Below are 24,584 nucleotides of genomic sequence, written 5' to 3'. Positions count from 1 at the left end.
ATCCGTCGCGATTATCGCTGTCGTGTTCGCGCGATGTGCCGATCGGCTCTATTGCCGGTAGCGAACCGTCAGGTAGGCGCCCAACCCTTCGCCGACGAACCCGCCGGCGCCGTTCGCGGCGACGAAGTAGGTCTGGTTGGTGAAGTTTTTGACGTTGAGCGCAAAACCCCAATTGGCGTTCTCCCAGCCGATCATCGCGTTGCCGATCACATAAGAGGGCACCGCGTTGACGTTGGTCGTATCGCTGTAGGTCTTGTCGCGATAATTGGCGCCGAGCCCGACCTGGAATCCCTGCACGCCGCCGATCGCGAATTTGTAGGTGCTCCAGATGTTGGCCATGTTGGCCGGCACGCCCTGCGGATGATTGCCGATGGTCGTCAGTGCCTGCGGCGCGGAGGTGACGACGGCTTCCTGATGGGTTGCGTTGGCCAGAATCGTCCACTGATCGGTGACCTTGGCCTGGAACGAAGCCTCGACGCCATTGGTGATCTGGCTGTCGAAATCGATCAGTTCCTGGCCATTGGGGAGCACGCCGCTGACCAGCGTGGCGACGTTGTCGCGCGACACGTTGAAGACGGCGGTGGTCAGGACGATTTTTTCGTTGAGGAAGCTGAAGCGCAGGCCGCCTTCATATTGCCGTGCCGATTCCGGTTTGCCGATGCCATTGGTCGTGTTTTCGGAATTGAAGTTGGTCATGTAACTCTGGGAGGCGCCGATATAGGGCGCCAGCCAGGGCGTGAGTTGGTAAAGCGTGCCGACGTTCCAGCTCAGCGGCTTGTCGCTGCGGGTTTCCGGGACACCGGCGAGAATCGGAACGCCGGTCAGCGCGAATTGACCCGGCACCGTGATCAGCGGATCCAGCTCATTGTCGAACCAATCCTGACGGACTCCGAGACGCACCTTCCACTTGTCGGTGACGTCGATCTGGTCGGTGGCATAGAGTCCATAGTAATTTGCGACGAGATGATTGTTGTCGCAGGAATGCTTGGCGTCGCACTGGAACGCGAGGGTGTTGATGTTCTCTGTGGCTACCGGCGCAAAGATATTGTTGATGTTCGGAAGATCAGCCGTGACACGGTTGGTGTCCATCACCTGGTGCTGATACTCGAAGCCGGTCAAGAGCGTGTGATGGATGCCGCCGGTGTAGAATTTCCAGACCGGCTCGAACTGATAATCGAAGAAGGAATCTGAATCGTTCTGGAAGCGGAGTTGCCGCCCCAGAAGAGCATCGAGCCCGTTGACAACAGCGATGTGCGTGCCGGTCGCGCTCATGCTGTCATTGTTGCGCATCGCGTCGATTTCACGGTGCGTGAAGGAGAAGCGGTTGTTGATGGTCAGGAAGTTGGTGATGTCCCATTGGTCGGTGAAGGTGGGCCGGATGTCGTCCTGCTTTGCAAATGAAAACGGCGTCGAATATTTCGCGGTGTTCGAAACGCCCGTGATCGGCGAGCCGTTCATATAGATCAGGCCGTAGGAATCCGGCGTCTGCTCGATGTGCCGCGCGTCGAGCGCGAAATTGAAGGTGTGTTCTCCGGTGTGCCAGGAGAAGGCCGGCCGGACTTCATAGTCCTGGCTGGTGAGATCGCGAAAGCCCTCTCCGCCGCCGAACGTCGTGTCGATGCGGTAGTTCAGCCCCGGGATCGTGGTCGGGCCGGTGACATAATTGTTGTTGGTCACGGTGCCGAACGATCCGAACTGCGTGCTGGTGCCCCAATGGAAGACCGGGGAGGGGTCGTAATGCACAATGTTGATGGTGCCGCCGGGCGGGCCGCTGCCGAACAACGCCGAGCCGGGCCCTTCCAGGATTTCCACGCGCCGCACGCCATTGAGCGAATGCACGAGACCGCCGAGCTGGTCGCCGTCCGAAAAACCATCGGTATAGACCTGCGCGTTGAGGCCGCGGATCAGGAAGTGGTCGAAATAACCCAGCGAGTCCTGTCCGCCCGAATTGATGCCGCTGGCGTTGTTGATCGCATCGCGCAGCAAGGTGCCGCCTTGCTCGGTGACGACTTCGCGCGGAATGATCTGAACGCTGGCGGGCAGATCGGCGAGCTTGGTGCCGGTCTTGCCGAGCGACGGCGCCTGCTGCAGCGGCGGGCCGGAATTGTTGTTGTTCGGGCCGTTGCCGTCGTCGACGGTCTGGACCACCGGCTTCGGCGGCTTGGTCGAGCGTGACGCCCGGCGCTTGGCGCCCGTCGTTCGCGTGGCTGATGTCGGCTGCGGCCTGGTCGCGGCGCGATTTTTCGGCGCCTCGACATTCACCGGCGGCAGCGTGTTCGGCTTTTCCTGCGCCTGTCCCGACGCGGGCACCAGAGCGAGCAGGGTGACGCCGAAGAAGCCGGCATAGCGGTGGCGAGATCGTCTGCTGCTTGATCCAGGGTTCTTTTCTTGAAGCCTGTTATTCTCTTGTTTTTGATGGCGGTTGCCCGCGTGATGCTCGTTGTTCAACTGACGCCCCTGGTAGTTTAGAATTAGAACAATGAGAAACTGCGATGTTCTGTCGCACCCTCTACGAGAGGGAGAACAACGCCAGGGCAGGGCTATTCCGCAAATTATATGCGCGTGAGCTTTGAAGGCTTCTAAAACGCAGCGAGATCGTTTGGAGATCGATTCGCACGCGGCAGGTTGTGGCCAAGCGTTTTGGATCGTTGCGTTGCGTGATTGGTTTTCAGATCACTGCAAAGTCATGAGGAAGCGAAGCCGCGCTTTCCTCACAACGAGATCTCGCTGCATCAGAATGCACAACTTAAAAACGGACGTGCGTCTGGGAGCAATCGATACAATTCGGTCTTTCCGATGAGCCTTGCGTCTTTGACGCGCAAAGCAGCGGAAAATCGCTTCCAGGGAATAAAAACCCGATCCAGCGGAGTCCCTAGGATATCGGCGCGTTTCAGCGTCGTTTTGGGGCGGTTCGCGCGAGGCGTTCTATCCGTCCGCATACAGCGGAAAACGGAGGTCTGACGCCTGTTCGCGATAATTTCGATTGGGGAAACTGAATGAAGAAGATGCTCGTAGTGGCCCTCGGCATGGTCGGCCTGATAGCCACCGCCCACGCCGCGGATATGGACCTGAAGGCTCAGCCGGCGGTTCCTTTTTATGATCCGCTTCCAGACAGTCTGACCTGGCACGGCATCACATTGTACGGCACGCTCGACGTCGGTTACGCCTATCAAACCAACGGCCGCCCGACCGGCGCTGTGGTATCGACGCTGGAATTCATTCCCTTCACGACAACCAGGAACTACACGGGACAGAGGATCTCGACGATCGCGGCAAACGGCCTGCAGCAATCGAATATCGGCGTGAGGGTCGACACACCCATCGGCATGGGCTGGAATATCGTCGGCAGATTGGAAACGGGTTTCGATCCGCTCCGGGGCGAACTCGCCAACGGTTGCGCCTCCTTCATTCAAAACGCCGGTCTGACCTACACTGCGCAAAACTCGAACGCGGACAGCGGCCGCTGCGGTCAGGCTTTCAACGGACCGGCCTATGGCGGCCTGAGCAATCCCTTATACGGCACGCTGACGATCGGCCGTCAGCAATCTCTTCAACTCGACAACATCGCGATCTACGATCCGATGGCGCTATCCTATGCGTTCTCGCTTCTCGGATATTCCGGTACCAACGGCGGCGGGGGCAGCACGCAAGCCGCGCGCTGGGATAATTCGGCCAAGTATGTCTACCAATACGGCCCGGTCCACGCTGCTGTGATGTATGGCACGGGCGGCGCGGATACCGGCATTTTCGGCAACAGCTATGGCTTCAATGTCGGCGGAACTTACGGAGGTTTTGCCTTGGACGCCGTGTACACAAAGGAACATGGCGCCGTGAACCTGCAAACGGCCGTCAACGATATCGCGGGCAGTACAACGCTCGCCGCCAATATCTCGGACAACACGGCCTGGTCCGTCATGGCCAAATATACCTTCGCCTTGGGCAGCGGTTCGGTGGCCGGTGCATATCCCACCAAAGCGGCGAAGGCCGAAACGACCCCCGACAAACTGACGCTGTTCGCCGGTTATACCAATATCAGTCAGGCCAATCCGAACAGCCCGGTGCTGTCGGGAGATTCGGCCGGCGGGTATATTCTCTCCGTTACCGGGACGCTGCCCGACAACAACGCCTTCACGACGAGCAAAGTTCTGGATTTCTACTGGGTCGGAGCCAAGTATGAGTTGGCGTGGGGTTTGAGTTTCACGGGCGCCTATTATCACGTGAACCAGAACTCGTATTCGGCTGACAGCGCGCCCTGTACGGCGGGCGGCGCCAGCAAGACCGACTGCGCCGGCACCTTCGATCAGGTATCGTTCATGACGGACTACATCGTCACCAAACACCTCGATCTCTATGCCGGCATCACCTATGGCAAGGTCACGAATGGCCTTGCGTCGAGCTTCCCCGGGACGCCGGGCGCCAAGTTTGGCTTCGCCGGCACCGGCACCAGCGTCGACACGACTTCAGCGATGACGGGCTTCCGCATCAAGATATAAACGATCGGCTGCGTCATGCGATCAAACCCGCTGGTTCACGCCGGTGGGTTTTTGCTTTGCAGAGGAATTGCCGGACAGGGGCACTCCTTGTAATTACGGCGACATAATTACGAGTGCACTTTCAATCGTCATTTTCATCCAGTTCCTCTGCCGCGATAGCCTCCTTGGCGCGCGCGATGAAGCCATCGGCGTCCTTTTTCATCTCGCGAATGAGTTCGTCGGCGTCGCGGCGAAACCGATCGAGGTCGAGCTTCAGTCCGCCGCTGGAGGGTTTGGCCACCGACATCGCATAGGCCATCATGCGCGTGGTCGCCGAAAGCCGCAGCAGCAGCAGTGGAAGGAGGTCGTCGGCAACGTCCTCCTCGTCGGCGAATGCCGAAACGCGTTTGAACAGGAGATCCGTGAGCCGGTTGAAATCCTCAACCGCGTCATCCCCGTCCTCACCGAAAAGATCATCGTTCTCGTCGGGCATACTGACCTCACTGCGCTTGCCGGGTTTGGTGCGGGCGGTGGGACTCGAACCCACACGACGTTGCCATCGAGGGATTTTAAGTCCCTTGCGTCTACCAGTTCCGCCACGTCCGCTTTGGTCGCCAGATCAGATACTTAGCCTATCTTTTGGCACGTTTTCCAGCCCCGGTGGAATTAGGCCGGGCCGGACAACGCGCCCCCTCCATAAGCGAGCGCGGGCGACAAGGCAAAGCCTCAATGCGGACACCTGTGCCTGCTTTAGGCAATCTCAACATAGTCGGTTTATCAGGGGCCCATGATCTCTTTGCTTTCCCGTTCGCGCCTGCCGCGGCGCGCCGTCGCCGCCATGACGATGCTTGCGCTGGGCGCGGGGCTTGCCGGCTGTGCTGACATGAGCGACACGGCGTTGTCGGCGTTCGCCGATCCCGCCAAATATGATTATTACGACTGCAAGCAGTTGGAGACCGAGCGCAAGACCATCTCCAACAAGGCGGCGGAATTGCAGGGCTTGATGGCGAAGGCGGAAACCGGCGCCGCGGGATCGGTGGTCGGCGAACTCGCCTATCGCAACGACTACATCACCGCGCGGGCGCAATCAAAACTCGTCGAGGAAGCCTGGCGGCGCAACAAATGCCGTGAGACGCCACCGGCGGCGACCACGCCAACGGCCGCAGTCGCACCACCTGCAAAGGACAAACCGGCGCGTTCGCGGTCCGGCAGCACGGCCTATTGACGCTTGGAGCGTTTTCGAGCGAAGTGGATACTGGTTCGCGTGAAGAAAACGCGTCCAAACAAAAGATTAGAGCCCGGTTCTGATTCAATCAGAACCGATAAGGCTCTAGAATTACATCTCACATTCGCCAGTCGTAAATCCAGGCCTGTCGCGCCAGCATGCGCTGCGGGCCCATCGCTTTGATCGCGAGGTCGCGCGCGAAAGCCATGGGACCGGTGAGATGATAGATGCGTCCGTTCTGCCGCGCCGTGCGCTGGACGCGGCTGATGCGCGAGCGGCGCACGCGCGCATAGATTTTCATCGCGTTTGTCATGCTCGGGTCGCCTTCGTTCCGGGTTGCGCCAAGGCATTCGGCGAGTACCGCGGCGTCCTCGATCGCCATGCCCGCGCCCTGGGCGGCGAACGGCAGCATCGCGTGGGCGGCGTCTCCCAACAGAGCGATCGCGCCGTCGGTCCATTCGCCGCCCTCGGGGACCGTGAACAGCGCCCATTTGCGCCACTCGTCGACCGCGCCGATCATCATCCGCGCGCCGGCGGGCCACCGCGCGGCGGCGAACGCGTTCTTGATTTCATTGGCCTCGCCGGGGGCGCTCCAGCCCGGCCTGTTCCAGGTGCCCGATACGATCGCGACGACATTGATCTGGCGCGCGCCGGCGATCGGATAGGCGACCAGATGCGCGTTCGATCCCATCCAGAGCTGAACCCGGCGGGAGGTATATTCGCGCGGCAATTGCGTCGCATCGAGCGTGCCGCGCCAGGCGATCAATCCGGAGAAGCGCGGCTGCACATCCGGAAACAAATGATGCCGGACCGCCGACCAGATGCCGTCGGCGCCGATCAGCGCCAGCGCCACTTCCTGCTGGCGCGTATTGCCGCTGCGCTGGATCACGGTCAGTCCCTTGGCATGGGTGCCGACATCCTCGAACTGGCAGCCGAGCCGCAATTCGATGTCAGGATGGTCGTTGACCTCGGCCTGCAGCGCGGCCTGCAGGTCGGCGCGGTGCACCACCCAATAGGGTGCGCCGGCCTTTGACGTCGCCGCATCGCCGAGTGGCAGGCGGGCGATTTCGCCGCCGCTTCGCGCGCTGATGATGCTGATCGAATCCGGGGTGATGGCGCGGGGCGCCAGCCGTGGTTGCAGGCCAAGCCCGATCAGCACACGGCTCGCATTGGGCGAGAGCTGCAGGCCGGCGCCGGCTTCTTCAAGCCGCTCGGCCTTTTCCAGCACGACGACGCGAAAACCCTGCCGCGCCAGCGCAAGCGAAGCGGTCAATCCCCCGATACCGGCACCCGCGACGATGATGGTGCGCGAAACCGCCACCGGCCGATCAGGCGACCTTGTCTTTCAGCACGCATTCGGGCGGGCGTGCTTCGCCGGCCTTGAGGTCGGCGGCATAGCGGTAGAGCGTCGAGCAATAGGGACAGATGATCTCATTGTCATTGCCGAGATCGAGGAACACATGCGGATGATCGAAGGGCGGGTTAGCGCCCACGCACATGAACTCCTGCGAGCCGATCTCGATGACGGAAACGCCGGCATCGTTGTGGAAGTGCGGAACAACATGATCGGACATCGAATTCACCTTGGATAGCGGCAGAGACGGACGCAATCAACACGACCCGCATTGCCGGAATGCGACAGACCATACTGGCGGCGGCGGATGATTCCTAGTGTCGGAACTCCGAAGTTCCGAGCCTTTGGACAAGTGCCCCCGCAAGTGCCCGGAACAACGCAGGCGGCGTCATTCTCATGCAAATTCGACACAATCTTGTCGTCCCAGAGAAGCCCTCCTTTCGTCGGGGCCGTTGTGTCTTAAAAGCGGCACACCATGTGATGGGTGGCATGCCTCTGAAGATGCCTGGTTGAAGGCGTGTGGGGATACAACGGATTTTTGGATGAATCGGTCGCGGATCGCCTGGGCGTTGGCTGTCATGACGGTAAGCGGGTTTGCGCTTCACGCGCTGTGGCCGCATGCCCGCGACGCCTATGCCATCTTGGCGGCGCAGGACGACCCAGTAGCCTTGTCCGACCTCCAGCTCGATTCTGCCCTGCGAAATAGCCAGACGGCGATCTCAGACAATATCGAGGCCGCGCTCGCGGCCAACGATGCCGGGCTTGCCGGCAGCTTTGTCGATCTCGCCTGGGAAAAGAATATTTCTCTGCCCGAGGAATTGTCGCAACGGGTCAGCGACGCGATCACAGAGGAAAACTCGTCGTCGCATTTTGCCAAGCGCTTTGCCAGCGGGCTTGTGACCGGAAATGCCGATGATGTTGGCAGCCTGTCCGGGACCGTCGCCGGCGATCTCTTCGTGTTCGGCGACATCAGAGACGTGGTGCGCGAGAGCAAGCATCTGGCGATGGGCGAGGACACCGACAAACTCGTGCTGGGTCTTGCCACCGCCGGTCTGGCGGTCACCGCCGCCACTTACGTTTCGATTGGCGGCGTCGCGCCGGTGCGCGCGGGCCTGACGCTGGTCAAGGATGCCCGCAAGGTCGGGCGGCTCGGCGAGGGACTGACCGAATGGGCCGGGCGTTCGGCCCGCGATCTCGTCGATACGCCGATGCTGCAGAACGCGGTCGCCTCCGGTTCGGTAATGCGTCCGGGACAGACCGTCAGTGCGATCCGGGCCGCGTTCCATGCCGAAAAGGCTGGCGCGCTGGTGCGGCTGGCGAAAGATGTCGGACGCGTCGGCGAAAAGGCTGGCGCCCGCGGTGCGCTCGATACGCTGAGGATTGCCGAGGGTCCGGCGGATGTCGCACGCGCGGCGCGGCTGGCGGAATCCAAGGGCAGCCAGACCCGCGCGATCCTGAAAATACTCGGCCGCGGCGCGCTGTTGCTGGCGGCCGGCGCCTTCAATCTGTCGCTGTGGGTGTTCTGGGCCATATTGGCCGCGTTCGGTGTGCTGTCGTCGATCAAGGCCACCACTGAACGCGCGACCCAATCGTGGCTCAACCACAAAAAGGCGCGGCGGTTACGAAAACAGATGGCTGCTGCGGCCCAACCGGCCGTGGCGGCTGCCGTCTGAAACGGCTAGGTCTGCCGCCAACCCTCCGCCTCAATTTTTATCCCCAAAACAATGGAATGACCGATGCCGAGTTTTCATAACGGCGCTGTTGAAATTGCTTATCTCGACGAGGGCGAGGGGGATCCGATCCTGCTCGTGCATGGCTTTGCCTCGTCGAAGAATGTGAACTGGGTCTATCCGACCTGGGTGTCGGAGCTGAAGAAAAACGGCCGCCGCGTTATCGCTTTCGACAATCGCGGCCATGGCGAATCCGGCAAGCTCTACGACGCCGCCGATTACGAGATCGCCACCATGGCCGGCGATATCGGCGCGCTGATGGATCATCTCAAGATCGAGCGCGCCGATGTCATGGGCTATTCGCTGGGGTCGCGGATGGCGGCGGTGCTGGCGCTGCAAGCGCCGCAGCGGCTGCGCTCCGCGATATTGGGCGGCATCGGGATCGGCCTGATCGAGGGCGGCGGCCCCGGCGAGAATGTCGCGCAGGCGCTGGAGGCGCCGTCGCTTGAGGATGTCACCGATCCCGTCGGGCGCACCTTCCGCGCCTTCGCCGACCAGACCCGTTCCGATCGCCGCGCGCTGGCGGCCTGCCTGCGCGGCTCGCGGCGGCTGATGACGCGGGAAGAAGCCGCCGCCATCAACGTGCCGGTGCTGATCGCGGTCGGCACCGCTGACGAGATCGCGGGCTCGGCGCAGGCGCTTGGAAAAGTCATTCCCGGCGCCGAGGTGCTGGATATTCCCAACCGCGACCACATGCGGGCGGTCGGCGACAAGGTCTACAAGACGGGCGTGCTGGAATTTTTGTCCCGCCGTCCCTGATTGCTGCTTTCCGGCCGCTTGAATTCCTGGAATTCCCAACCACCTTCAACCAACGCCGGGGGCAGGCGCTCGGGGCAGGGGTGGCTATAGGGGCGAGCGAAGAATTCCTGTTATTTCAATGTTTTAATGGGCATTCCAAGCTTAGGCCGACGTTCACCCTTGCGTAAGTGTTGTGGGACATCAGCCGGATCGTCGTGCTAAGATGATGGCCGCTGAAAAGAAGTGGGCGAGAGCAGTCATGGCTATGCATCAGATCAACCCGCAGGGCGCGAAACTGGCGGCGCTCGACCCGATCTGGGATCGCGTGCGCAGCGAGGCGGAAGACATCGTTCGCCGCGAGCCTGAGCTGGCATCCTTTATCTATTCGACCGTGCTGCATCACGAACGGCTTGAAGACGCGGTGGTGCATCGCATCGCCGAGCGCCTCGACCATTCGGCGCTGTCGGGCGATTTGATCCGCCAGACCTATGACGAAGCGCTGCGCGACGATCCTGATCTGGGCAACGCCTTCCGCGCCGATCTCGTGGCGGTGTACGATCGCGATCCCGCGACCTCGCGCTTCATCGATCCCTTGCTGTACTTCAAGGGCTTCCATGCGCTGCAGACTCATCGTCTGGCGCATTGGCTCTATCACAAGGGCCGCAAGGATTTTGCCTGGTACCTGCAGAGCCGCTCGTCGGCGGTATTCCAGACCGATATCAATCCGGCAGCCAAGATCGGCCGCGGTATCTTCCTCGACCACGCCACCGGATTCGTCTGCGGCGAAACTGCAGTGATCGAAGACGACGTCTCGATCCTGCACGGCGTCACGCTCGGCGGCACCGGCAAGGAAAACGAAGACCGCCATCCCAAGATTCGCCATGGCGTGCTGATCGGCGCGGGTGCGAAAATTCTCGGCAATATCGAGATCGGCCATTGCGCCCGCATCGCCGCGGGATCGGTGGTGGTGAAGGCCGTGCCGCATAACGTCACCGTGGCCGGCGTCCCCGCCAAGATCGTCGGCGAGGCCGGTTGCGCCGAGCCGTCGCGCACCATGGATCAGATGATCAACGCGATCGGACTTTAGTTCCCCGGGGCAAGTTGTAATCTGCCTGAATTGCCTGTTCGATTTCCAAGGATATGGCTGGCGGATCGCGCCGTCTCGTCCTAGAAACTTCCGGAAAACCAGAGATCGTATTGGAGACTGCCGTGGACGTTCAGGAAGTCAGAAAACTCGACGCCTATCTCAAGCGCCTTTTCGGCAATCCCAAGATTCGCGTGGTGCCGCGGCCGAAGAAGGACGATTCCGCCGAAGTCTATATCGGTGAGGAATTCATCGGCGTGCTGTTCGTCGACGATGAAGACGACGACCGCTCGTTCCAGTTCCAGATGGCGATCCTCGAGGACGATCTGGTCGATCAGGGGTGAGATTAGCCCCACTCTTGCCACGTCATTGCGAGCGTAGCGAAGCAATCCATGGGGCGTTATCGTTGCGCCTAGGATGGATTGCTTCGTCGCTTACGCTCCTCGCAATGACCGCACTTTGCAGACCGTCATCCCCGCGGCCCGTGCAACTGCACCGTCAACCGGTCCATCGCTTCGGCGACATCGCTCCAATGCGTGAGCCAGCTTCGCGGAAAACGAAACGTCAGATCGGCGCCCTCGACGCGGCGCTCGCTCAGGCACATGCCGGGCGTCTTGGCGTCCCGGGTGCAGCGTGCACTGAGCGCGGGCGCATCGCCGAGATACAGATCTTCACCGCTATAGGGTGAGCCCTCGCGAAAGGCGCGCTCTGTCAATCCGTCCTGCGGGGGCGGCGCCGTCTTTTCAAGATAACGCGGATAGATCGTGCTCACGCGGGTCTCGGGCGCCAACGCGTCATGATGCGCCGCGATCGATAGAAAGATCCGGTCGATCGGCTGGATCGCATCTTCCAGGACGTCCGCGCTCGTGTGTTTCGGAGCATCCGGCGCGTCAGGCGCCTGCAGCGACGGAAACGAGAAGCTGAGATCGACGCGTTCCTGCGGACCCGAGTGACGCTGGATTTTCATGCGGACTGCCGCGGTCGGGACGTTGAAAATGCTGCCCCCGACGCTCACCGGCAACCGTCCGGGATCGCTCGCTGCCTCCGGTGTCCAGGTCGGCCACAACAGATAGGCAACCAGCGCAATCGCGCCGGCGGCGATGACGCTACCCAGTGCGATCGGGATCAGGTGGCCGCGGGGATCCCGGCGTGTGTCGCGGGCAATGTGCTGGGCCGTCGAAAACAGGGTCATGAACCGGTATCATCATTGAGCGTCCCGGGGATTAGCCCCGAATCATTGCTGAATATGCCATGCGACATTGAAATTCCGCACGCTTTCGCGGGGGCGGCCACCACGCGAGCCATGTCCAGACCGCGGTTCCGGCTTTTGATGTTAACCTTTCCTTAAGGATAGTGTGGCGGCCGGCGGGCAATTTTGCGATGCCAATGGGGTGCCTAGCGCGTTTTTGCGGGTTCCTTGAGTAGCGGATGTCCAGTCATGTCGCCTGATGCGTTGAATTCCTTCCTCTCCCTTTGCATAGGTTTCGCATTGGCTGGCGCGCTCGCCAGCGGATATCAGGCCCTGGTGCAACGCCCGGCCGGTTTCGGATTGCTGCAGGAAGGTGTCGCGCCAAAGACATTCGCCGCGGTGCCGTTCCTGGTGTTCGCCGCCCCTTTCATCATCATGCGCAATACGCTACGCGGTGCGCGGATCGAACGCCGCCGCTTCGAATTCGTGATGATGGCGACGGTGCTGGCGGGATTCTGGAGCCTGATGTCTGGCACGTTTTTCCTGATGACGCTGCGTGCCGCCGGAGTGCTGGCCTGAAGCTTTCCGCTGTGCCAGAGTCTCCTGGCATAGGAGACCGATAGCGAATGGCGATCTACGAACTCGACGGGCAGGCGCCCGAACTTCCCGCCGATGGAAACTACTTCATTGCCGACACTGCCACGGTGATCGGCAAGGTTCGCTTGCTGCCCGGCGCGAGCGTCTGGTTCGGCGCGGTGCTGCGCGGCGACAATGAGTGGATCGAGATCGGCGAAAATTCCAACGTGCAGGACAACTCGACCTGCCACACCGACCGTGGCTTTCCGATGGTGATCGGCAAGGGGTGCACGGTCGGCCACAATGTCATCCTGCATGGCTGCACGCTGGAAGACGGCGCGCTGGTCGGGATGGGCTCGATCGTGATGAACGGCGCCCGGATCCGGCGCGGCAGCATCGTCGGCGCCGGTTCGGTGATCACCGAAGGCAAGGAGTTTCCCGAGCACTCGCTGATCATCGGCGCACCGGCACGGGTGATCCGCACGCTCGAACCGGCGCAGGTCGAGGCGATGGGCAGTGCCGCGAAATTCTACGCCGGTAACGGGCCGCGCTTCAAAAAAGGCCTCAGGAAGATCGGTTGAAAACGAGCGTTTTAGCCGTCTTCTTCAACTGTCTTCGGATTCGCCGGCCTCGGCCGTACCTGCAATCTGTTCGTGGCCGGCGGCCCAAAGCGCATGTTGTTCGCTGCCGTCCTGATACGGATTAGCTTCGGCGGGAATGTTTTTGCGCGCCGCGTCCTGGCCTTGCTCGAACGGATCCGGATCTGACGTCATGATTTCCGCTTTCCTGCTGGATGAGACTGCTTTGACTTTGTCAGGGCCGCGCTCTTGCGCAGCGCGTCCTTGAGGTCGATGGGAATGCCGTGCTTCTTGAGCAGGTCGGCGAAAGCTTCGTCCGCCAATTCCTGAAAGGTCGCCATCCGGTCGCGCGCAAGCTGCGTCAATTTGTCCGCTGTGTCGTCGTCGAAGGCGATCAGTTTGCGCATGCGTTGCCTGCTGCCGCGATTGGCCGGGTTTTGACGAGCTTATCTGCAATTATCCGCCCCGCCAAAGCTTGTTGCATCGTCCACTCGCGTTCAGTCGCGCAGAAATGAACCGGCTTTTCAAGGACTGCTCTAAATTCCCGGAACGGGATTGCGTCGAAAGAGTCGTCTCGCAGGTGCGACTAGTTACAGAGGAGAGACAAGTCATGTTACGCAAAACGATGATCGCCCTGGCGGCGGCTGCATCGGTCGCCATGCTGGTACCCAGCGTTGCCTCGGCCCGTGGCGGCGGCGGTGGTCACGGCGGTGGAGGTGGCGGCTTCCACGGTGGTGGTGGATTCCACGGCGGCGGCGGTTTTGGCGGCGGTGGCTTCGCTCGCTCGGCGGCGGTAGGTGGCGGCTTTGCTCGCTCGGCAGCGGTCGGTGGTGGCTTCGCTCGTTCGGCAGCGGTCGGCGGCGGCAACTTCGCCCGTTCAGCCGCGATCGGTGGCGCCGGCGCTGTTGCCTATAACCATTTCCACGGCAACGGCTTCCATCATGGATTCCATCGGCGCGGATTTATCGGCTTCGGCGTCGGACCCTACGCCTACTATGACGGCTATTACGATGACCCTTACTACACCGACAATTCATATTATGAAGATGACAGCAACGGTTGCTACATCGTGCAGCAACGCGTGCACACACGGTACGGTTGGCGTCTGCGCCCGACTCAAGTGTGTGGTTGATCAAGTCTGCGGCGGCAAGTCCGCGGCGGATTGACGCTTGCGGCTCAGGAATCAACGGCCTCGGTGCTCCTGCACCGGGGCTGTTTGTTTGATGGCCTCAACTGGTACGGCGCTTGCTTTAATTCATCCTGATCGCGAATTCACCCGCATGGGGATGTCGACCATGTTCACCACGTTCACGACCCCGGGCCTGACGTTGTTGTTTCTCGGTGTCGTCGTCAGTTTGGGCGCCGCCTTTGTGTGGATGTTCTGGGAGATCGAGCAAGCCTCCAAGCCGCAGCTTGTTAAAAGAGAAAAGGCGCGCGGCCATCACCGCGCGCCTTCGTGAAATCTGCGTCGCGTAAGTTCTTTGCTGCTTAACCCAGCACTTTGTATTTCTTGAACCAGCCCTGCATCAGGTTCCAGGCATCTTCGGCGGCTTCCTTGCGGTAGCTGGCGCGGTAGTCGGCGTGGAAGCCGTGCGGCGCGCCCGGATAGATCTTGAACTCGGCGGTCTTCTTGGCCTCGATCAGCGCGGCCTTCAACGCTTCGACGGTCGCGACAGGGATGCCGGTATCGGCCTCGCCATAGAGTCCCAAGACCGGCGCCTTCATCTCGGGCGCCAACTGCGTCGGGCTCTTCGGCCAAAGAGGATTCGCCGGATCGACCGGCGGGCCGTAAAATGCGACGCCTGCCTTGAGTTCGCCGCTGTGGGCGGAATACTCCCAGACCGAGCGTCCGCCGCGGCAGAATCCGATGATGCCGAGCCGGCCGGTGTCACCGCCCTGCGCTTTGGCCCAGGCCACGGTGCTGTCGAGATCGGACAGCAATTCCGCATCCGGCTTGGCATTCACGATCGGCAGCAGCGCCGGAATATCGGTGATCTTGGTGAGGTCGACGCCCCTGCGATAATAGTAATCCGGCGCGATTGCGAGCGCGCCGAGCTTGGCGAGGCGCCGCGTCACGTCCTTGATGTATTCGTGCAGGCCGAAAATTTCCATCGCCACCAGAATGACCGACGGATTGGCCACGCCCGTCGGGCGCGCGAAATAGCCGGGCATTTCGCCGTCGGCGACCTTGATCTTCGCTTCGCCTGTCGTGAGGCCGTCGGTATTGGTCGTGATGACGTCGGCGCGCACCGGACCGGCGGCGAGGGTGTAGCCCGCCGTGACGGCGGCGGAGGCGGTCATGAAGCCGCGGCGCGAGAACGGCGCGACTTTTGTCAATCCAATGACGTCTGATGTCAGCATGGGTTCGGCACTCATGATGGATTCCTCGTGGGATGGGGAGCGCATAGAGCGGGTAAATGCCCGCCGAACGCAAATCACCAGCCTGCGAGGATACGGCCCGCCGCAACCGCAGGCCGACCGGCGCGGTCTCGGGCAAAGGCGGACGCCGCGACCAGAAGCTCCAAAAGAACAAGGCCGCCAGCGCAGTATAACGCCAACGGCCTTGCCAGCCCCGGACATTGAAATCGGCTTGCGCCGCCCGGTAGGCCCATACATGCCCCGGGAAACTACTTGCGGATGTGATCCATTTCACAGATGGGATAAAAAAATTATAGCCGGCCCCTGGGACGCGAAAGCCGCAACCCTGCCGCCGAGGCCCTTGATAAGTCCACTGCTGGAAGACTAGGTTTCCGTGCCGAACCGGGGAGCGATCGCGATGGCGTCGTTGTCCTCCACAAACCTGGTGAGGTGCGCTCGGATAACGCGGCGCTCCAAAATGCGGTTATCGCGGTCAGGGGACGCCGGCTGTCATCGTCCTCCTTGCAACATGAAAATCGCAGTCGGAGGTTTCCCAATGATGCTCACTCGTCGTTTCGTCGTCGGTGGTCTGGTCGGGTCGGCGGCATTGTCCGCCACACAGGGTTCAGTCTGGGCCAAGGCGGCCTTATCAGGTCATCAAGTCACCGGCGCCTATCGTCACGCCGTCGGCAGTTTCGAGGTCATCGCCCTCAATGACGGCATGCTCGAAATTCCGGTCGGGATGTTTCTGAAAGCCGATCCGGCCGAGGCCGGGAAGTTGCTGTCCGGCCGGTCATTGCCGGCGGACAAGTCGCCGACCGCGGTCAACGCATTCCTCGTCAACACCGGCGACAAGCTCGTCTTGATCGACAGCGGCACCGGCAGTCTGATGGGCCCGACGATGGGACGCTTCGCAGCCAATCTCACCGCCTTCGGCGTCGATCCGGCCAGCGTCGATGTCGTGGCGATGACCCATACCCACCCCGATCATTTCGGCGGGCTATTGACCGCGCAGAGCAAGATCGCATTCCCCAAGGCCCAGTTCGTCATCAGCGAAGCGGACACCAAGTTCTGGCTGAGCGAGGAAGTTGCGGCGAAGGCGCCGGCCGACGCCAAGCCGTTCTTCGACATGGCGCGCGCCAGCGTGTCGCCCTATATCGCGGCCGGAAACACCAAGTTCATTGCCGATGGTCAGGAGGTCGTGCCCGGTATCACGGCGCATGCGGCGCCGGGACATACGCCGGGCCACACGATGTACCGGGTCACGTCGGGCGGCGATACGCTTCTGATCTGGGGCGATATCATTCACTCCTATGCGCTTCAGTTCGCGCATCCCGAATGGGCGATCGCCTATGACGTCGATCCGGCGACAGCAATTTCCACGCGTCAGAAAGTGTTCGACATGACGTCGACCGACAGGCTGACCGTTGCCGGCGCGCACCTGCCGTTCCCCGGGATCGGCCATGTCGCCAAGGCCGGCGCGGCCTATGCTTACGAGCCGTTGTTCTGGGCGCCGGGCTGATCGTATCGGCTGCAAAGCCGGGATTTACGGGTCGCCCAAAAGTTACGGCGAGCCTTTGCGGGAGCTGGACCATTATCTGTCGGGTAATCCGAGTTCCGCCATCTGTTGCAAAATCCTTCGGCTGCTGGCGAGGTAGACCTCGCTGGCATTCAGCTTGGGCACTTCGACGTTGGCCAATGTCGAACCCGGTCGCAACGCCATTGCTTCCGCCATAGTGGCCCGTGCCTCGTCGAGGCGTCCCAGACGCTGGTAGGCCACGGCCAGAAGCATTTGCGGGCGTCCCGATGCCTTCGTCACGGCGATGGATTGTTGCAGCCATTTTGCTGCGTCTTCGTTGCGGTCCATCAGCAGACTGACCCAGCCCGCACCGACCATCCAGGTCCAGCGCGACACCCGCGGCGTGTCGAAACGGTCGGCTTGCTGAAACGTCGCCAGCGCATCGTCGAAGCGTCCCAGTTGAAGCTGGGCAAGACCGATGTGGTAAAGCGCCATGCCATTCCAGGGATCTACGTTCAAGGCCCTCGCACAGGCCACGAGACTCTCGACGAACTCGTTGGTCGCGTTGAGAAAGCGGCAATAGGCTTCCAGGACTGGAATAGAACCCGGCTCGAGCCGTAGCGCGCGCTCGAGGACCGACTTCGCGCTTGCCTGCGCCGTTGCGCGGTCCGCCGGATTGTACCAGACCATCTGAATGCCGCGCAGTTGAAGTGCCGCGAGCGAGACGGCGAGCGCGATATTCTCGGGATCGTCGGCAACTGCCTTCACCAACATCGTTTGCGCTTCCACAAAGCGCTCGCGGGTTATCTTCATGATCGACGCGGTGGCCTGCTCGACCGCGACGTTGCTCATGCTTCGCGGCGAGCCGCTTCCCGCAATTGGCGGCGCGTCGTTGGCCATCAGCTCTGAAAGTCGGACCGCAAGCGGATGACCGATGCCAGCAACAAGCCTGGATTGCTGCAGCGGCAGGTCAGTATCGGCTGACATGACCGATACCGGCTCGGTCCAAACGATTTCGCCCGTCGACACCCGGGTCATGCGCGCCCGCACGTCCCATGCGCCCTCGCTTTTCTTCAGCTCGCCCTGCACCACGAAATCCGAGCGTTCCGTGCCGTTGGCTTGTTGCACTGTCGAGGGCGCCGACACGCGAATGGTCTCGATCTTCGCCAGACCGTCGGCCAATCGTGTTGTCACGCCCGTCGCCATCGCCGCGGCTTCGCTGTCGCCGTCGGTCGTCATAATGGGCATGACCGCGATCGTCGGCAGCCTGCGGCCGAACAGGTCGCGAGGCATAATTATCGCCGCGATGACGGCGAGTGTGCAGAAAGCAGCCAGGATCAACGCGACGGGACGGCGCCAGCTATGAGCTTTTGGCGGCACGCCTTCGGGGATGGGACGTGTCTCGGCCAAGGGATGATCGGTCAAGGGATCGATCGAGGGGGCGGTAACGGTCAAAGGCGTTTGCGCGGTCGCCGGCGCTGGATCGATCGAAACCTCGGCCGTGAACAGGTAGCCTCGACGGGAAACGAGCCTGATAAGCTGGCGTTGATCGTCGCCCAGGATGGTCCGGGCTTCCTTGATGCATTGAAACAGACTGTCTTCGCCCACATAAATGTTGGGCCAGACGGCCTGCATCAACTCCTGCTTGCTCAACACCCGACCGGCGTTGTTGGCCAACTCTTCGATGACGGCGAGTGTTTTCGGCCGCACCTTGGTGGGTGTGCCGTCGGGGCGGCGTAGCTCGGCCCGCTGCCGATCGAGCTCAAAACCGGCAAACCGAAGCACCATCGCGACACAACCCCGGGCCATTCGATTTCGCGGCAAAATGCCGGCATTTGTTCCGTAAAAAGCCGCTGAAAACCCAAATATCAGAAAAACTTCAGAAAGTAACGGCCCATCATCAGGACTACCGGGACGGTGAATCACTATGCTGACAGCGACGCTAAACGCAGTGTCCAGCTACCGGCGCAGAGCCGAGCCGGTTTTGCAAACCAAGAAAGTGAACCGTTCCGATGGCGATGACCGCGAACGATATCGTGGTTCATCCCGCCCTCGCAGCCTGTGTCCGAACCCAGGCAGAGGCGCTGGTCTTGATGCACCGCGCCAATCCGCGAACGGCAGCGTCTTTTGCGAGGCCGCAGCGCTGGTTGATGGCACAAACGATACTTGCCGCCTATTTTCGCAATGAGGCTCGGCAAGCCGGCTCCGGGCTGCTTTCGCAGCATTTCGTCAATATGGCGGTGAACCAAAATCTTGCCAGCCGGAATACCGCAGCAGCCTTCATCAATGAAATGCGGAAATACGGTATCGTGAGTGACATTGCAGCCTGCGAGGGCAAACGCTGCCGGCGGCTTGAACCGTCACCGAATACCCTGGCGATGTCGCTGCAATGGCTCGCCGTTCACCTGGCGACGCTGGACGGGCTCGACGGCGGCGGACGGTCGATGGCCCTGCGCGGGCAACCGGCCAGGTTCGGCGCGATCCAACCCCTGATCGCGGATGGGTTGCTGGCGTCCCGTGCCGTTGGCCGGTCGATCGGAAAATCCTCTCTGGTTACATGGATCCATGACGGTGGCATCGTCATGGATCGCTTGATCACCGGTTGTCCGCAGAATCCTGCCGGCCTGGAGCGCATTCCAACCGACGTGATGTCGGTTTCTGGTCTGGCACGGTGGCTCAATCTGTCGCGAAGCCAACTCAGTCGCAAATTTGCGGTCGCCGAGGCGACGGGGAGTCTCGGATGGTCGGGGGCCAGGGGCAAATCCGAGTTGTGGGTGTCAGCGGAATTCTGGCGCGCGTATCATGCCGCACAGGCGGAGAAGCTCTCCATCATCGACGCCGCTGTTGCTGCCACTTTCGAAGACAACAGGGTCAACCGAAATTTCCAGGCTCGCGTTTCCCAGCCGGTACTTTCCGTCGCTGCTCTTAAACGGGCGTAACTTCTAAAGCCCCTTTTGATCCAAGGGCCTTCCTGCACAGCGCCGTTCAAAAAAGGTGCGGCCAGCCCTTGGGGGAGGGCTGGCCGCGCGCGATCCGGTCTGGGACGGGGAGGGGTGGGGATGTGACCGGGTCGCGTGTCTCCGTTATCTCTTGTGCGTCAGCGAGCGCTGGCGGTGGCGAGGGCAGGCCGGTTGTCGCCGAGCGAAACCCACACGTTCTGATCTTTCTGCGACTGGCGCTTGACGAAGCGGTATCCGGTCTCGGTCCAGGCCACGACGCTTTCGTTCTGGTTGTCGAGAATGAACTCGCCCTTGTCGGTCTTGACGGTCAGCACCGCGTGGCCTTCACCCTGCCGGTCGCGCACCACTGTGATGAGGAGAGCCTCGCGGGGCCATCCGGCGTCGATCAACAGCTTGCGCTTGAACAACACGTAGTCCTCGCAGTCGCCGTAGCCGTCGGTCGGCAACGACCATTTTTCAACGACGCCCCAATGATCCATGTCGGTCAGCGGCTTGACGGTTTCGTTGACCCAGCGGTTGACCCGCAGCAGGTCGCGCCAGGCGGCTTGCGTCATGACAATGTCGCGCGGCTCTGAAGGACCGTTGCGGCATTCGCCGGGGTTTTCGGCACAAAACTCAACCCATCCAATCGGTGCGCGGGTGCTGTCACCCAGGCTTGCGTAAAGTGTGCGTTCATCAGCGGCTTTCGCCGATGCCGTCAATCCAATCAGGATGGCGATGACCGCCAATCCCTTCCCCCGTCCAGTGATCCCAAACATTGTGGCCCCCGTTTCTTGTTGGGACCACGTTTCGCACAAAGGTTTTGCGCCGCCGCTAAGTAAGCCAAGTACATTTGACGCGAATGAAAGTAAAAGATGACGCGAATTCGATCTATACTTGAATAAAATTCGATTAGAATTTTAGTCATCTGCAATTGATTCAAATTTTACGCATTAACGCGCCGCAGCCCATCATTGCAGCGGTTGCGGCCGCCAAAGCGGCCCGCATTAACGCAACGGATACCGGCGCAAACAGCCTGAAACCGCTGTTCGCGCCGCGGGCTACGTCTTCAAGCCGCGGGAAAATCAGGATTCGCTAACGCCAACGCTTTACGGCGCGCTAACGCTGTCCGCCGGAGCCCCGTAAAACTTGGCAGAGCGGGACGTCCCGTGCATCCATGCCGGCCCGACAGCGAGGTGATCATGCGATCCATTATCTGGCGACCTGTTATCTGGCGATCTGTTATCTGGAGTGTTCCGACAATTCTGTGCCTGATGACCGGCGTCCCGGCGCAGGCCGCCGATCAGGCCCGTATCAATCCGACCGATCCGCAGCCGACCTGCACCATGTGCCCGGGGACCTATATTCCCTTGAGCGAGATCGACGCCTATGCCGACAAGGCGCTGGCGGAGAAACTGCTGGACCAGCAGGTGCGGGATATCGACATCGGCAAGGCCCATATCGGCATCGGCCGGGTCCATCGCGGCAAGCTCGACAAGCCGGCCCCGGATTCCGTCGCCGAGCATGATGAGATCAGCGAGGTCTATCATGTGATCTCGGGGTCAGCGACGCTGGTGCTGGGCCCCGATATCGTCAACCGGCAGCGGCGGCCGGCCACCATGCGCACGGTGGTCGAGTTCAACGGTCCCGGAAATAACGGCTCGGATATCCGCGACGGCATCGCCTATGAGATCAAGGCCGGCGATGTGGTCGTGATCCCCGCCGGCACCGGTCACTGGTTTACCCGGATCGAGGATCACATCGACTATCTGATGGTGCGGATCGACCCCGATAAAGTGACGCCGCTCAAAAGCGGGGCGCAGTCGAAGGAGTATTTGTCGAAGCCGGCCAAGCGGGGCGATTGATAGACAGGATGAGGCTTTCAGGCCCGCGGCAGCTCTGCGAGATCAAGACCCTCGCCGAGACGGGTCATAAACTCCGGCCTGAATGGCCAAGCTTGCCGCGCTTCGGCAACCGTAAGGTCGGGGTCCTTGCGCATGAGTTGCCGTCCCATTCTCCTCGCCTCGCTACGAGCCCCCGTCATCGCTGCAGCGGCGACCGCCACACGCTGCGCCCAGAAGGAGCCGCGGCTCGCTTTGACACCGCTTTCCACCCAGCGAACCGCGTGAACGTAGCGGCCGGCGGCAAAATGCGCACAACCCATGCCGATGAAACTCAAATGACGTAACGGCTCGAAAGGCATCAGATGAAGCGCGGTGGAAAGCTCGCGGATCGCCGCCTCGCTGTCGCCCAGATAGGCCGACATCCAGCCTCGGCGGACCCAGGCATAGGCGAGCCATGGGTCGAGCGCCAAAGCGCGCTCAAGGCGTCGGTCGGCTTCGTCGAGACGACGCGCCAGCACCAATGCACCGCTGCTGAGGGTCAGCGTCAGGGCGTCGTTTGGCGCAAGCTGATAGGCTTCGTCGGCCAATTGCAACGACAAGGCCCTGTCGCGATCGGGACTGGAACTGAAGCGGTGCGAGGCCCGTTGTCCCCAGCACCATCCGGCCACGGCCTTTGGCAAGCCGTAGCTCGGCGCCAGTTCCTGAGGGCGGCCGAGTTCTTCGAGGGCCGCGTTGCATTGCTTCGGGGCAACCGCAAATGCAGAAGGCAAAGCGAGCAGAGTCAGGCGCATGGCTTCATCGAAACCGCCATCGCGCGGCGCGTGTTCGCTCACTCGCATGGTTCTCGATGGCAGTTCACCGAACGCCCGTCGATATTCCGCAGCGAACCGGCCGAGCTGAGCAAAGCCATTCGACAATGCGATGTCGGTGACGGTGTCATTGGGGCCGGCGTGCAGGAGCGCCTGGCGCGCCCGCGCAAGTCGCATCCGGCGTGTCCAGCCGAGCGGCGTGGTGCCAAGAAACTCCCTGAAATGTCTTTCGAGGGTCCGTGGGGTTACGCAGCCGACCTCAGCAAGGCGATCGAGCTGCACCGGCTCTGACAGGTGGCCGCGAAGCCAGTCAAGCGCGCGTATCAAGTCCGCCGGCAATACCGAGGGATCCGGGGTCTGGCCGATTTTCGTTCCTAGGTCGGGCGTCGGCATATCGACACACCCCTGAACCGGTTGCAGCCCAGCGAGTTTAGCACGTTCCCGATTTCGTGGCGAGATCTGCATAGTGCGACGGAAAAAGTATAGCTGGCGCTTTCCGGCCGCCACAAAATTCCAAAGACACCTTGGCGATTTACGAGAACGGGAGACGGATCATGCTGAAGGCATCACTTTCGCTGGTCGCGGTGTTGGCTGGCGTGTCACTCGCGCATCCAGCCTTTGCCCAATCGGACGATGACAAGCTTGGCAAGGTCCATTTTGAGACGTCATGCAACGCTGATGCGCAAAAGCTGTTCGACCGGGGCATGTTGTATCAACACTCGTTTTGGTATCGCGCCTCGCAGAACATGTTCGAGGATACGTTAAAGGCCGATCCTGCCTGCAGCATCGCCTATTGGGGTATCGCCTTAAGTCTGCTGTGGAATCCCCACATCGCGCCGCCGACAAAAAATCTCGCGGAGGGGGCGGCGGCGATCGAGAAAGCGAGAACGGTCGGGTTCACGACCGAGCGCGAGAAAGGCTATGTCGACGCGCTGGCGGTGATGTATGCGGATTACGACAGGGTGGATCACCATACCCGCGTCGTCGCCTATGCGAAGGCGATGGCAGCTCTGGCGCAGAAATATCCTGATGACGACGAAGCGCAAATCCACTATGCGCTTGCGCTCAACACATCGGCATCTCCGGCCGACAAAACCTACTCCAACCAACTCAAGGGTGCAGCTATCCTGGAGTCGATCGCCTTGCGCCAGCCGCTGCATCCGGGCGTGGCACACTATCTAATCCATCTCTACGATTATCCGTCGATCGCAGATAAAGGCATCGAAGCAGCGCGGCGATACGCCAAGATCGCGCCAGACGCACCACATGCTCTGCATATGCCCTCGCACATCTTCACCCGGGTCGGCTATTGGCGCGACTCGGTCTCGTCCAATGTCGCGTCGGCACGGTCCGCAAAGGAATCGAGAGACCTCTCCGACCAACTGCATGCAATGGACTATCTGGTCTATGCCTATTTGCAGCTCGGACAAGACGACAAAGCCAAGGCCGTGGTCGACGAGATGGGGACGGTCACCGGCTTCAGCGAAACCTTCATTCCGGGGCCTTACGCCGAGGCGGCCTCACCCGCACGCTATGCCCTGGAGCGCGCCGACTGGAAAGGCGCGCAAGCGCTGACGGTGCGGCCGAGCCCGCTTGCCAACGTGCAAGCGATCACTTATTTCGCGCGCGCGCTTGGAGCCGCCCGGGCCGGCGATCCGGAAGCAGCCAAGCCCGATATCGCCAGACTAGGTGAGCTTCGCGACAAACTTCGCGAAGTAAAGGATGCATATTGGTCGGAACAGGTCGACATCCAGGCCAAGATCGCATCCGCCTGGCTGCTCTACGCCGAAGGCAAGAAGAATGAGGCGTTGAAGGCCATGAGCGACGCCGCCGACGCGGAGGACCGCACCGAGAAGCATCCGGTGACGCCAAGCGTTCCAAAACCGGCGCGGGAACTCTATGGTGAGATGCTGTTCGACAGCGGCAACGCGCAGGACGCGCTGACGGCTTTCGAGACGACCTTGAAAAAGGAACCGAACCGACTTGGTGCTCTTGCCGGGGCGGCGAGAGCCGCTGCCCAACTCGGCGACGCTTCCAGGGCACGCGGTTATTTTGGCAAGCTTCTTGAGCAAGTCGGGAGCGGGGGGAATACCCGCATCGAGGTCGCCGATGCACGCAAGTACCTTGCAGGGCATTGAACCGTGAAGGCGGGTAAGGCTCCTGCGCGCG

Annotated in this window: 26 protein-coding genes and 1 tRNA gene; 15 read left to right on the top strand and 12 right to left on the bottom strand. The window is 61.4% G+C overall.

What is annotated here, in order from left to right:
- Window positions 1-48: 48 nt before the first annotated feature.
- Window positions 49-2,448, bottom strand: coding sequence for a TonB-dependent receptor (locus HB676_RS13920; RefSeq protein ID WP_213738385.1), 2,400 nt, complete (start codon window positions 2,446-2,448; stop codon window positions 49-51).
- A 548-nt stretch (window positions 2,449-2,996) separates the two neighbouring features.
- Here HB676_RS13920 and HB676_RS13915 point away from each other — a divergent pair.
- Window positions 2,997-4,493: a porin gene (locus HB676_RS13915; protein WP_213738384.1), complete on the top strand. Its 1,497-nt coding sequence runs from the start codon at window positions 2,997-2,999 to the stop codon at window positions 4,491-4,493.
- A gap of 121 nt (window positions 4,494-4,614) precedes the next feature.
- Here HB676_RS13915 and HB676_RS13910 read toward each other — a convergent pair whose 3' ends face one another.
- Window positions 4,615-4,965, bottom strand: a complete 351-nt coding sequence (locus tag HB676_RS13910) for a hypothetical protein (protein WP_213738383.1) — start codon at window positions 4,963-4,965, stop codon at window positions 4,615-4,617.
- Between the two features lie 26 nt (window positions 4,966-4,991).
- A tRNA-Leu gene (locus HB676_RS13905) sits at window positions 4,992-5,078 on the bottom strand.
- 181 nt (window positions 5,079-5,259) lie between these two features.
- Between HB676_RS13905 and HB676_RS13900 the strand changes: the two genes are divergently transcribed.
- A complete protein-coding gene (locus HB676_RS13900) occupies window positions 5,260-5,697 on the top strand; it encodes a twin-arginine translocation pathway signal (protein ID WP_213738382.1) in 438 nt (145 codons plus the stop codon).
- Between the two features lie 118 nt (window positions 5,698-5,815).
- On the opposite strand, the gene HB676_RS13895 is transcribed toward HB676_RS13900, so the two are convergent.
- Window positions 5,816-7,018, bottom strand: a complete 1,203-nt coding sequence (locus HB676_RS13895) for an FAD-dependent monooxygenase (RefSeq protein WP_213738381.1) — start codon at window positions 7,016-7,018, stop codon at window positions 5,816-5,818.
- Window positions 7,019-7,025: 7 nt separating this feature from the next.
- Window positions 7,026-7,271: a zinc-finger domain-containing protein gene (locus HB676_RS13890; RefSeq protein WP_213738380.1), complete on the bottom strand. Its 246-nt coding sequence runs from the start codon at window positions 7,269-7,271 to the stop codon at window positions 7,026-7,028.
- Between the two features lie 322 nt (window positions 7,272-7,593).
- On the opposite strand from HB676_RS13890, the gene HB676_RS13885 reads away from it, so the two are divergent.
- From HB676_RS13885 to HB676_RS13870, 4 genes are all read left to right on the top strand, one after another.
- Window positions 7,594-8,724: a hypothetical protein gene (locus HB676_RS13885; protein WP_213738379.1), complete on the top strand. Its 1,131-nt coding sequence runs from the start codon at window positions 7,594-7,596 to the stop codon at window positions 8,722-8,724.
- A 63-nt stretch (window positions 8,725-8,787) separates the two neighbouring features.
- Window positions 8,788-9,540 (top strand): alpha/beta fold hydrolase, encoded by a 753-nt coding sequence (locus tag HB676_RS13880; protein ID WP_213738378.1) that lies wholly within the window; start codon window positions 8,788-8,790, stop codon window positions 9,538-9,540.
- 238 nt (window positions 9,541-9,778) lie between these two features.
- Window positions 9,779-10,606 (top strand): serine O-acetyltransferase, encoded by an 828-nt coding sequence (cysE, locus tag HB676_RS13875; protein ID WP_213738377.1) that lies wholly within the window; start codon window positions 9,779-9,781, stop codon window positions 10,604-10,606.
- 122 nt (window positions 10,607-10,728) lie between these two features.
- A complete protein-coding gene (locus HB676_RS13870; protein ID WP_213738376.1) occupies window positions 10,729-10,947 on the top strand; it encodes a DUF3126 family protein in 219 nt (72 codons plus the stop codon).
- Between the two features lie 125 nt (window positions 10,948-11,072).
- Here HB676_RS13870 and HB676_RS13865 read toward each other — a convergent pair whose 3' ends face one another.
- Window positions 11,073-11,795 carry a hypothetical protein gene (locus tag HB676_RS13865; protein WP_213738375.1) on the bottom strand — a complete coding sequence of 241 codons (723 nt, stop codon included), beginning with the start codon at window positions 11,793-11,795 and terminating at the stop codon, window positions 11,073-11,075.
- A gap of 246 nt (window positions 11,796-12,041) precedes the next feature.
- On the opposite strand from HB676_RS13865, the gene HB676_RS13860 reads away from it, so the two are divergent.
- Together HB676_RS13860 and HB676_RS13855 are read left to right on the top strand one after the other, a co-directional pair.
- Complete coding sequence (locus HB676_RS13860) at window positions 12,042-12,371, top strand: hypothetical protein (protein ID WP_213738374.1); 330 nt, start codon at window positions 12,042-12,044, stop codon at window positions 12,369-12,371.
- A gap of 47 nt (window positions 12,372-12,418) precedes the next feature.
- A complete protein-coding gene (locus HB676_RS13855; RefSeq protein WP_213738373.1) occupies window positions 12,419-12,949 on the top strand; it encodes a gamma carbonic anhydrase family protein in 531 nt (176 codons plus the stop codon).
- Between the two features lie 24 nt (window positions 12,950-12,973).
- Here the strand turns inward: HB676_RS13855 and HB676_RS13850 are convergent, their stop codons facing one another.
- Together HB676_RS13850 and HB676_RS13845 are read right to left on the bottom strand one after the other, a co-directional pair.
- On the bottom strand, window positions 12,974-13,141 hold the full coding sequence (locus HB676_RS13850) for a hypothetical protein (protein WP_213738372.1): 168 nt from the start codon (window positions 13,139-13,141) through the stop codon (window positions 12,974-12,976).
- A complete protein-coding gene (locus HB676_RS13845; RefSeq protein WP_213738371.1) occupies window positions 13,138-13,353 on the bottom strand; it encodes a hypothetical protein in 216 nt (71 codons plus the stop codon). Before HB676_RS13845 ends, HB676_RS13850 begins: the two co-directional genes overlap by 4 nt.
- Before the next feature lie 203 nt (window positions 13,354-13,556).
- On the opposite strand from HB676_RS13845, the gene HB676_RS13840 reads away from it, so the two are divergent.
- Entirely contained in the window at window positions 13,557-14,078 is a 522-nt protein-coding gene (locus HB676_RS13840) for a hypothetical protein (RefSeq protein ID WP_213738370.1), read from the top strand.
- Window positions 14,079-14,169: 91 nt separating this feature from the next.
- Window positions 14,170-14,406: a hypothetical protein gene (locus tag HB676_RS13835; protein ID WP_213738616.1), complete on the top strand. Its 237-nt coding sequence runs from the start codon at window positions 14,170-14,172 to the stop codon at window positions 14,404-14,406.
- A 28-nt stretch (window positions 14,407-14,434) separates the two neighbouring features.
- On the opposite strand, the gene HB676_RS13830 is transcribed toward HB676_RS13835, so the two are convergent.
- Window positions 14,435-15,322 carry a dienelactone hydrolase family protein gene (locus HB676_RS13830; RefSeq protein ID WP_213738369.1) on the bottom strand — a complete coding sequence of 296 codons (888 nt, stop codon included), beginning with the start codon at window positions 15,320-15,322 and terminating at the stop codon, window positions 14,435-14,437.
- A 41-nt stretch (window positions 15,323-15,363) separates the two neighbouring features.
- Between HB676_RS13830 and HB676_RS34080 the strand changes: the two genes are divergently transcribed.
- Together HB676_RS34080 and HB676_RS13825 are read left to right on the top strand one after the other, a co-directional pair.
- Entirely contained in the window at window positions 15,364-15,498 is a 135-nt protein-coding gene (locus HB676_RS34080) for a hypothetical protein (protein WP_275944941.1), read from the top strand.
- Between the two features lie 362 nt (window positions 15,499-15,860).
- Complete coding sequence (locus HB676_RS13825) at window positions 15,861-16,826, top strand: MBL fold metallo-hydrolase (protein WP_213738368.1); 966 nt, start codon at window positions 15,861-15,863, stop codon at window positions 16,824-16,826.
- A 72-nt stretch (window positions 16,827-16,898) separates the two neighbouring features.
- On the opposite strand, the gene HB676_RS13820 is transcribed toward HB676_RS13825, so the two are convergent.
- Window positions 16,899-18,632, bottom strand: coding sequence for a winged helix-turn-helix domain-containing protein (locus tag HB676_RS13820; RefSeq protein WP_249780239.1), 1,734 nt, complete (start codon window positions 18,630-18,632; stop codon window positions 16,899-16,901).
- Window positions 18,633-18,835: 203 nt separating this feature from the next.
- On the opposite strand from HB676_RS13820, the gene HB676_RS13815 reads away from it, so the two are divergent.
- Window positions 18,836-19,762, top strand: a complete 927-nt coding sequence (locus HB676_RS13815; RefSeq protein WP_213738367.1) for a hypothetical protein — start codon at window positions 18,836-18,838, stop codon at window positions 19,760-19,762.
- A gap of 158 nt (window positions 19,763-19,920) precedes the next feature.
- Here the strand turns inward: HB676_RS13815 and HB676_RS13810 are convergent, their stop codons facing one another.
- Window positions 19,921-20,541 carry a transglutaminase-like cysteine peptidase gene (locus HB676_RS13810; RefSeq protein WP_213738366.1) on the bottom strand — a complete coding sequence of 207 codons (621 nt, stop codon included), beginning with the start codon at window positions 20,539-20,541 and terminating at the stop codon, window positions 19,921-19,923.
- A 423-nt stretch (window positions 20,542-20,964) separates the two neighbouring features.
- Here HB676_RS13810 and HB676_RS13805 point away from each other — a divergent pair, with 423 nt between their 5' ends.
- The gene (locus tag HB676_RS13805) at window positions 20,965-21,627 is read left to right on the top strand and encodes a hypothetical protein (RefSeq protein WP_213738365.1); all 663 of its coding nucleotides are present in this window, start codon (window positions 20,965-20,967) and stop codon (window positions 21,625-21,627) included.
- A gap of 17 nt (window positions 21,628-21,644) precedes the next feature.
- On the opposite strand, the gene HB676_RS13800 is transcribed toward HB676_RS13805, so the two are convergent.
- Window positions 21,645-22,922: a helix-turn-helix domain-containing protein gene (locus HB676_RS13800; RefSeq protein WP_213738364.1), complete on the bottom strand. Its 1,278-nt coding sequence runs from the start codon at window positions 22,920-22,922 to the stop codon at window positions 21,645-21,647.
- A 47-nt stretch (window positions 22,923-22,969) separates the two neighbouring features.
- Between HB676_RS13800 and HB676_RS13795 the strand changes: the two genes are divergently transcribed.
- Window positions 22,970-24,553, top strand: a complete 1,584-nt coding sequence (locus tag HB676_RS13795) for a tetratricopeptide repeat protein (RefSeq protein WP_213738363.1) — start codon at window positions 22,970-22,972, stop codon at window positions 24,551-24,553.
- Window positions 24,554-24,584 lie beyond the last annotated feature (31 nt).

The sequence above is a fragment of the Bradyrhizobium sp. dw_411 genome, assembly GCF_018449695.1.
GTDB lineage: Bacteria > Pseudomonadota > Alphaproteobacteria > Rhizobiales > Xanthobacteraceae > Bradyrhizobium.
Note: the sequence above shows the minus strand (reverse complement) of the source record. Positions and strands in the feature narration are given on the sequence as shown.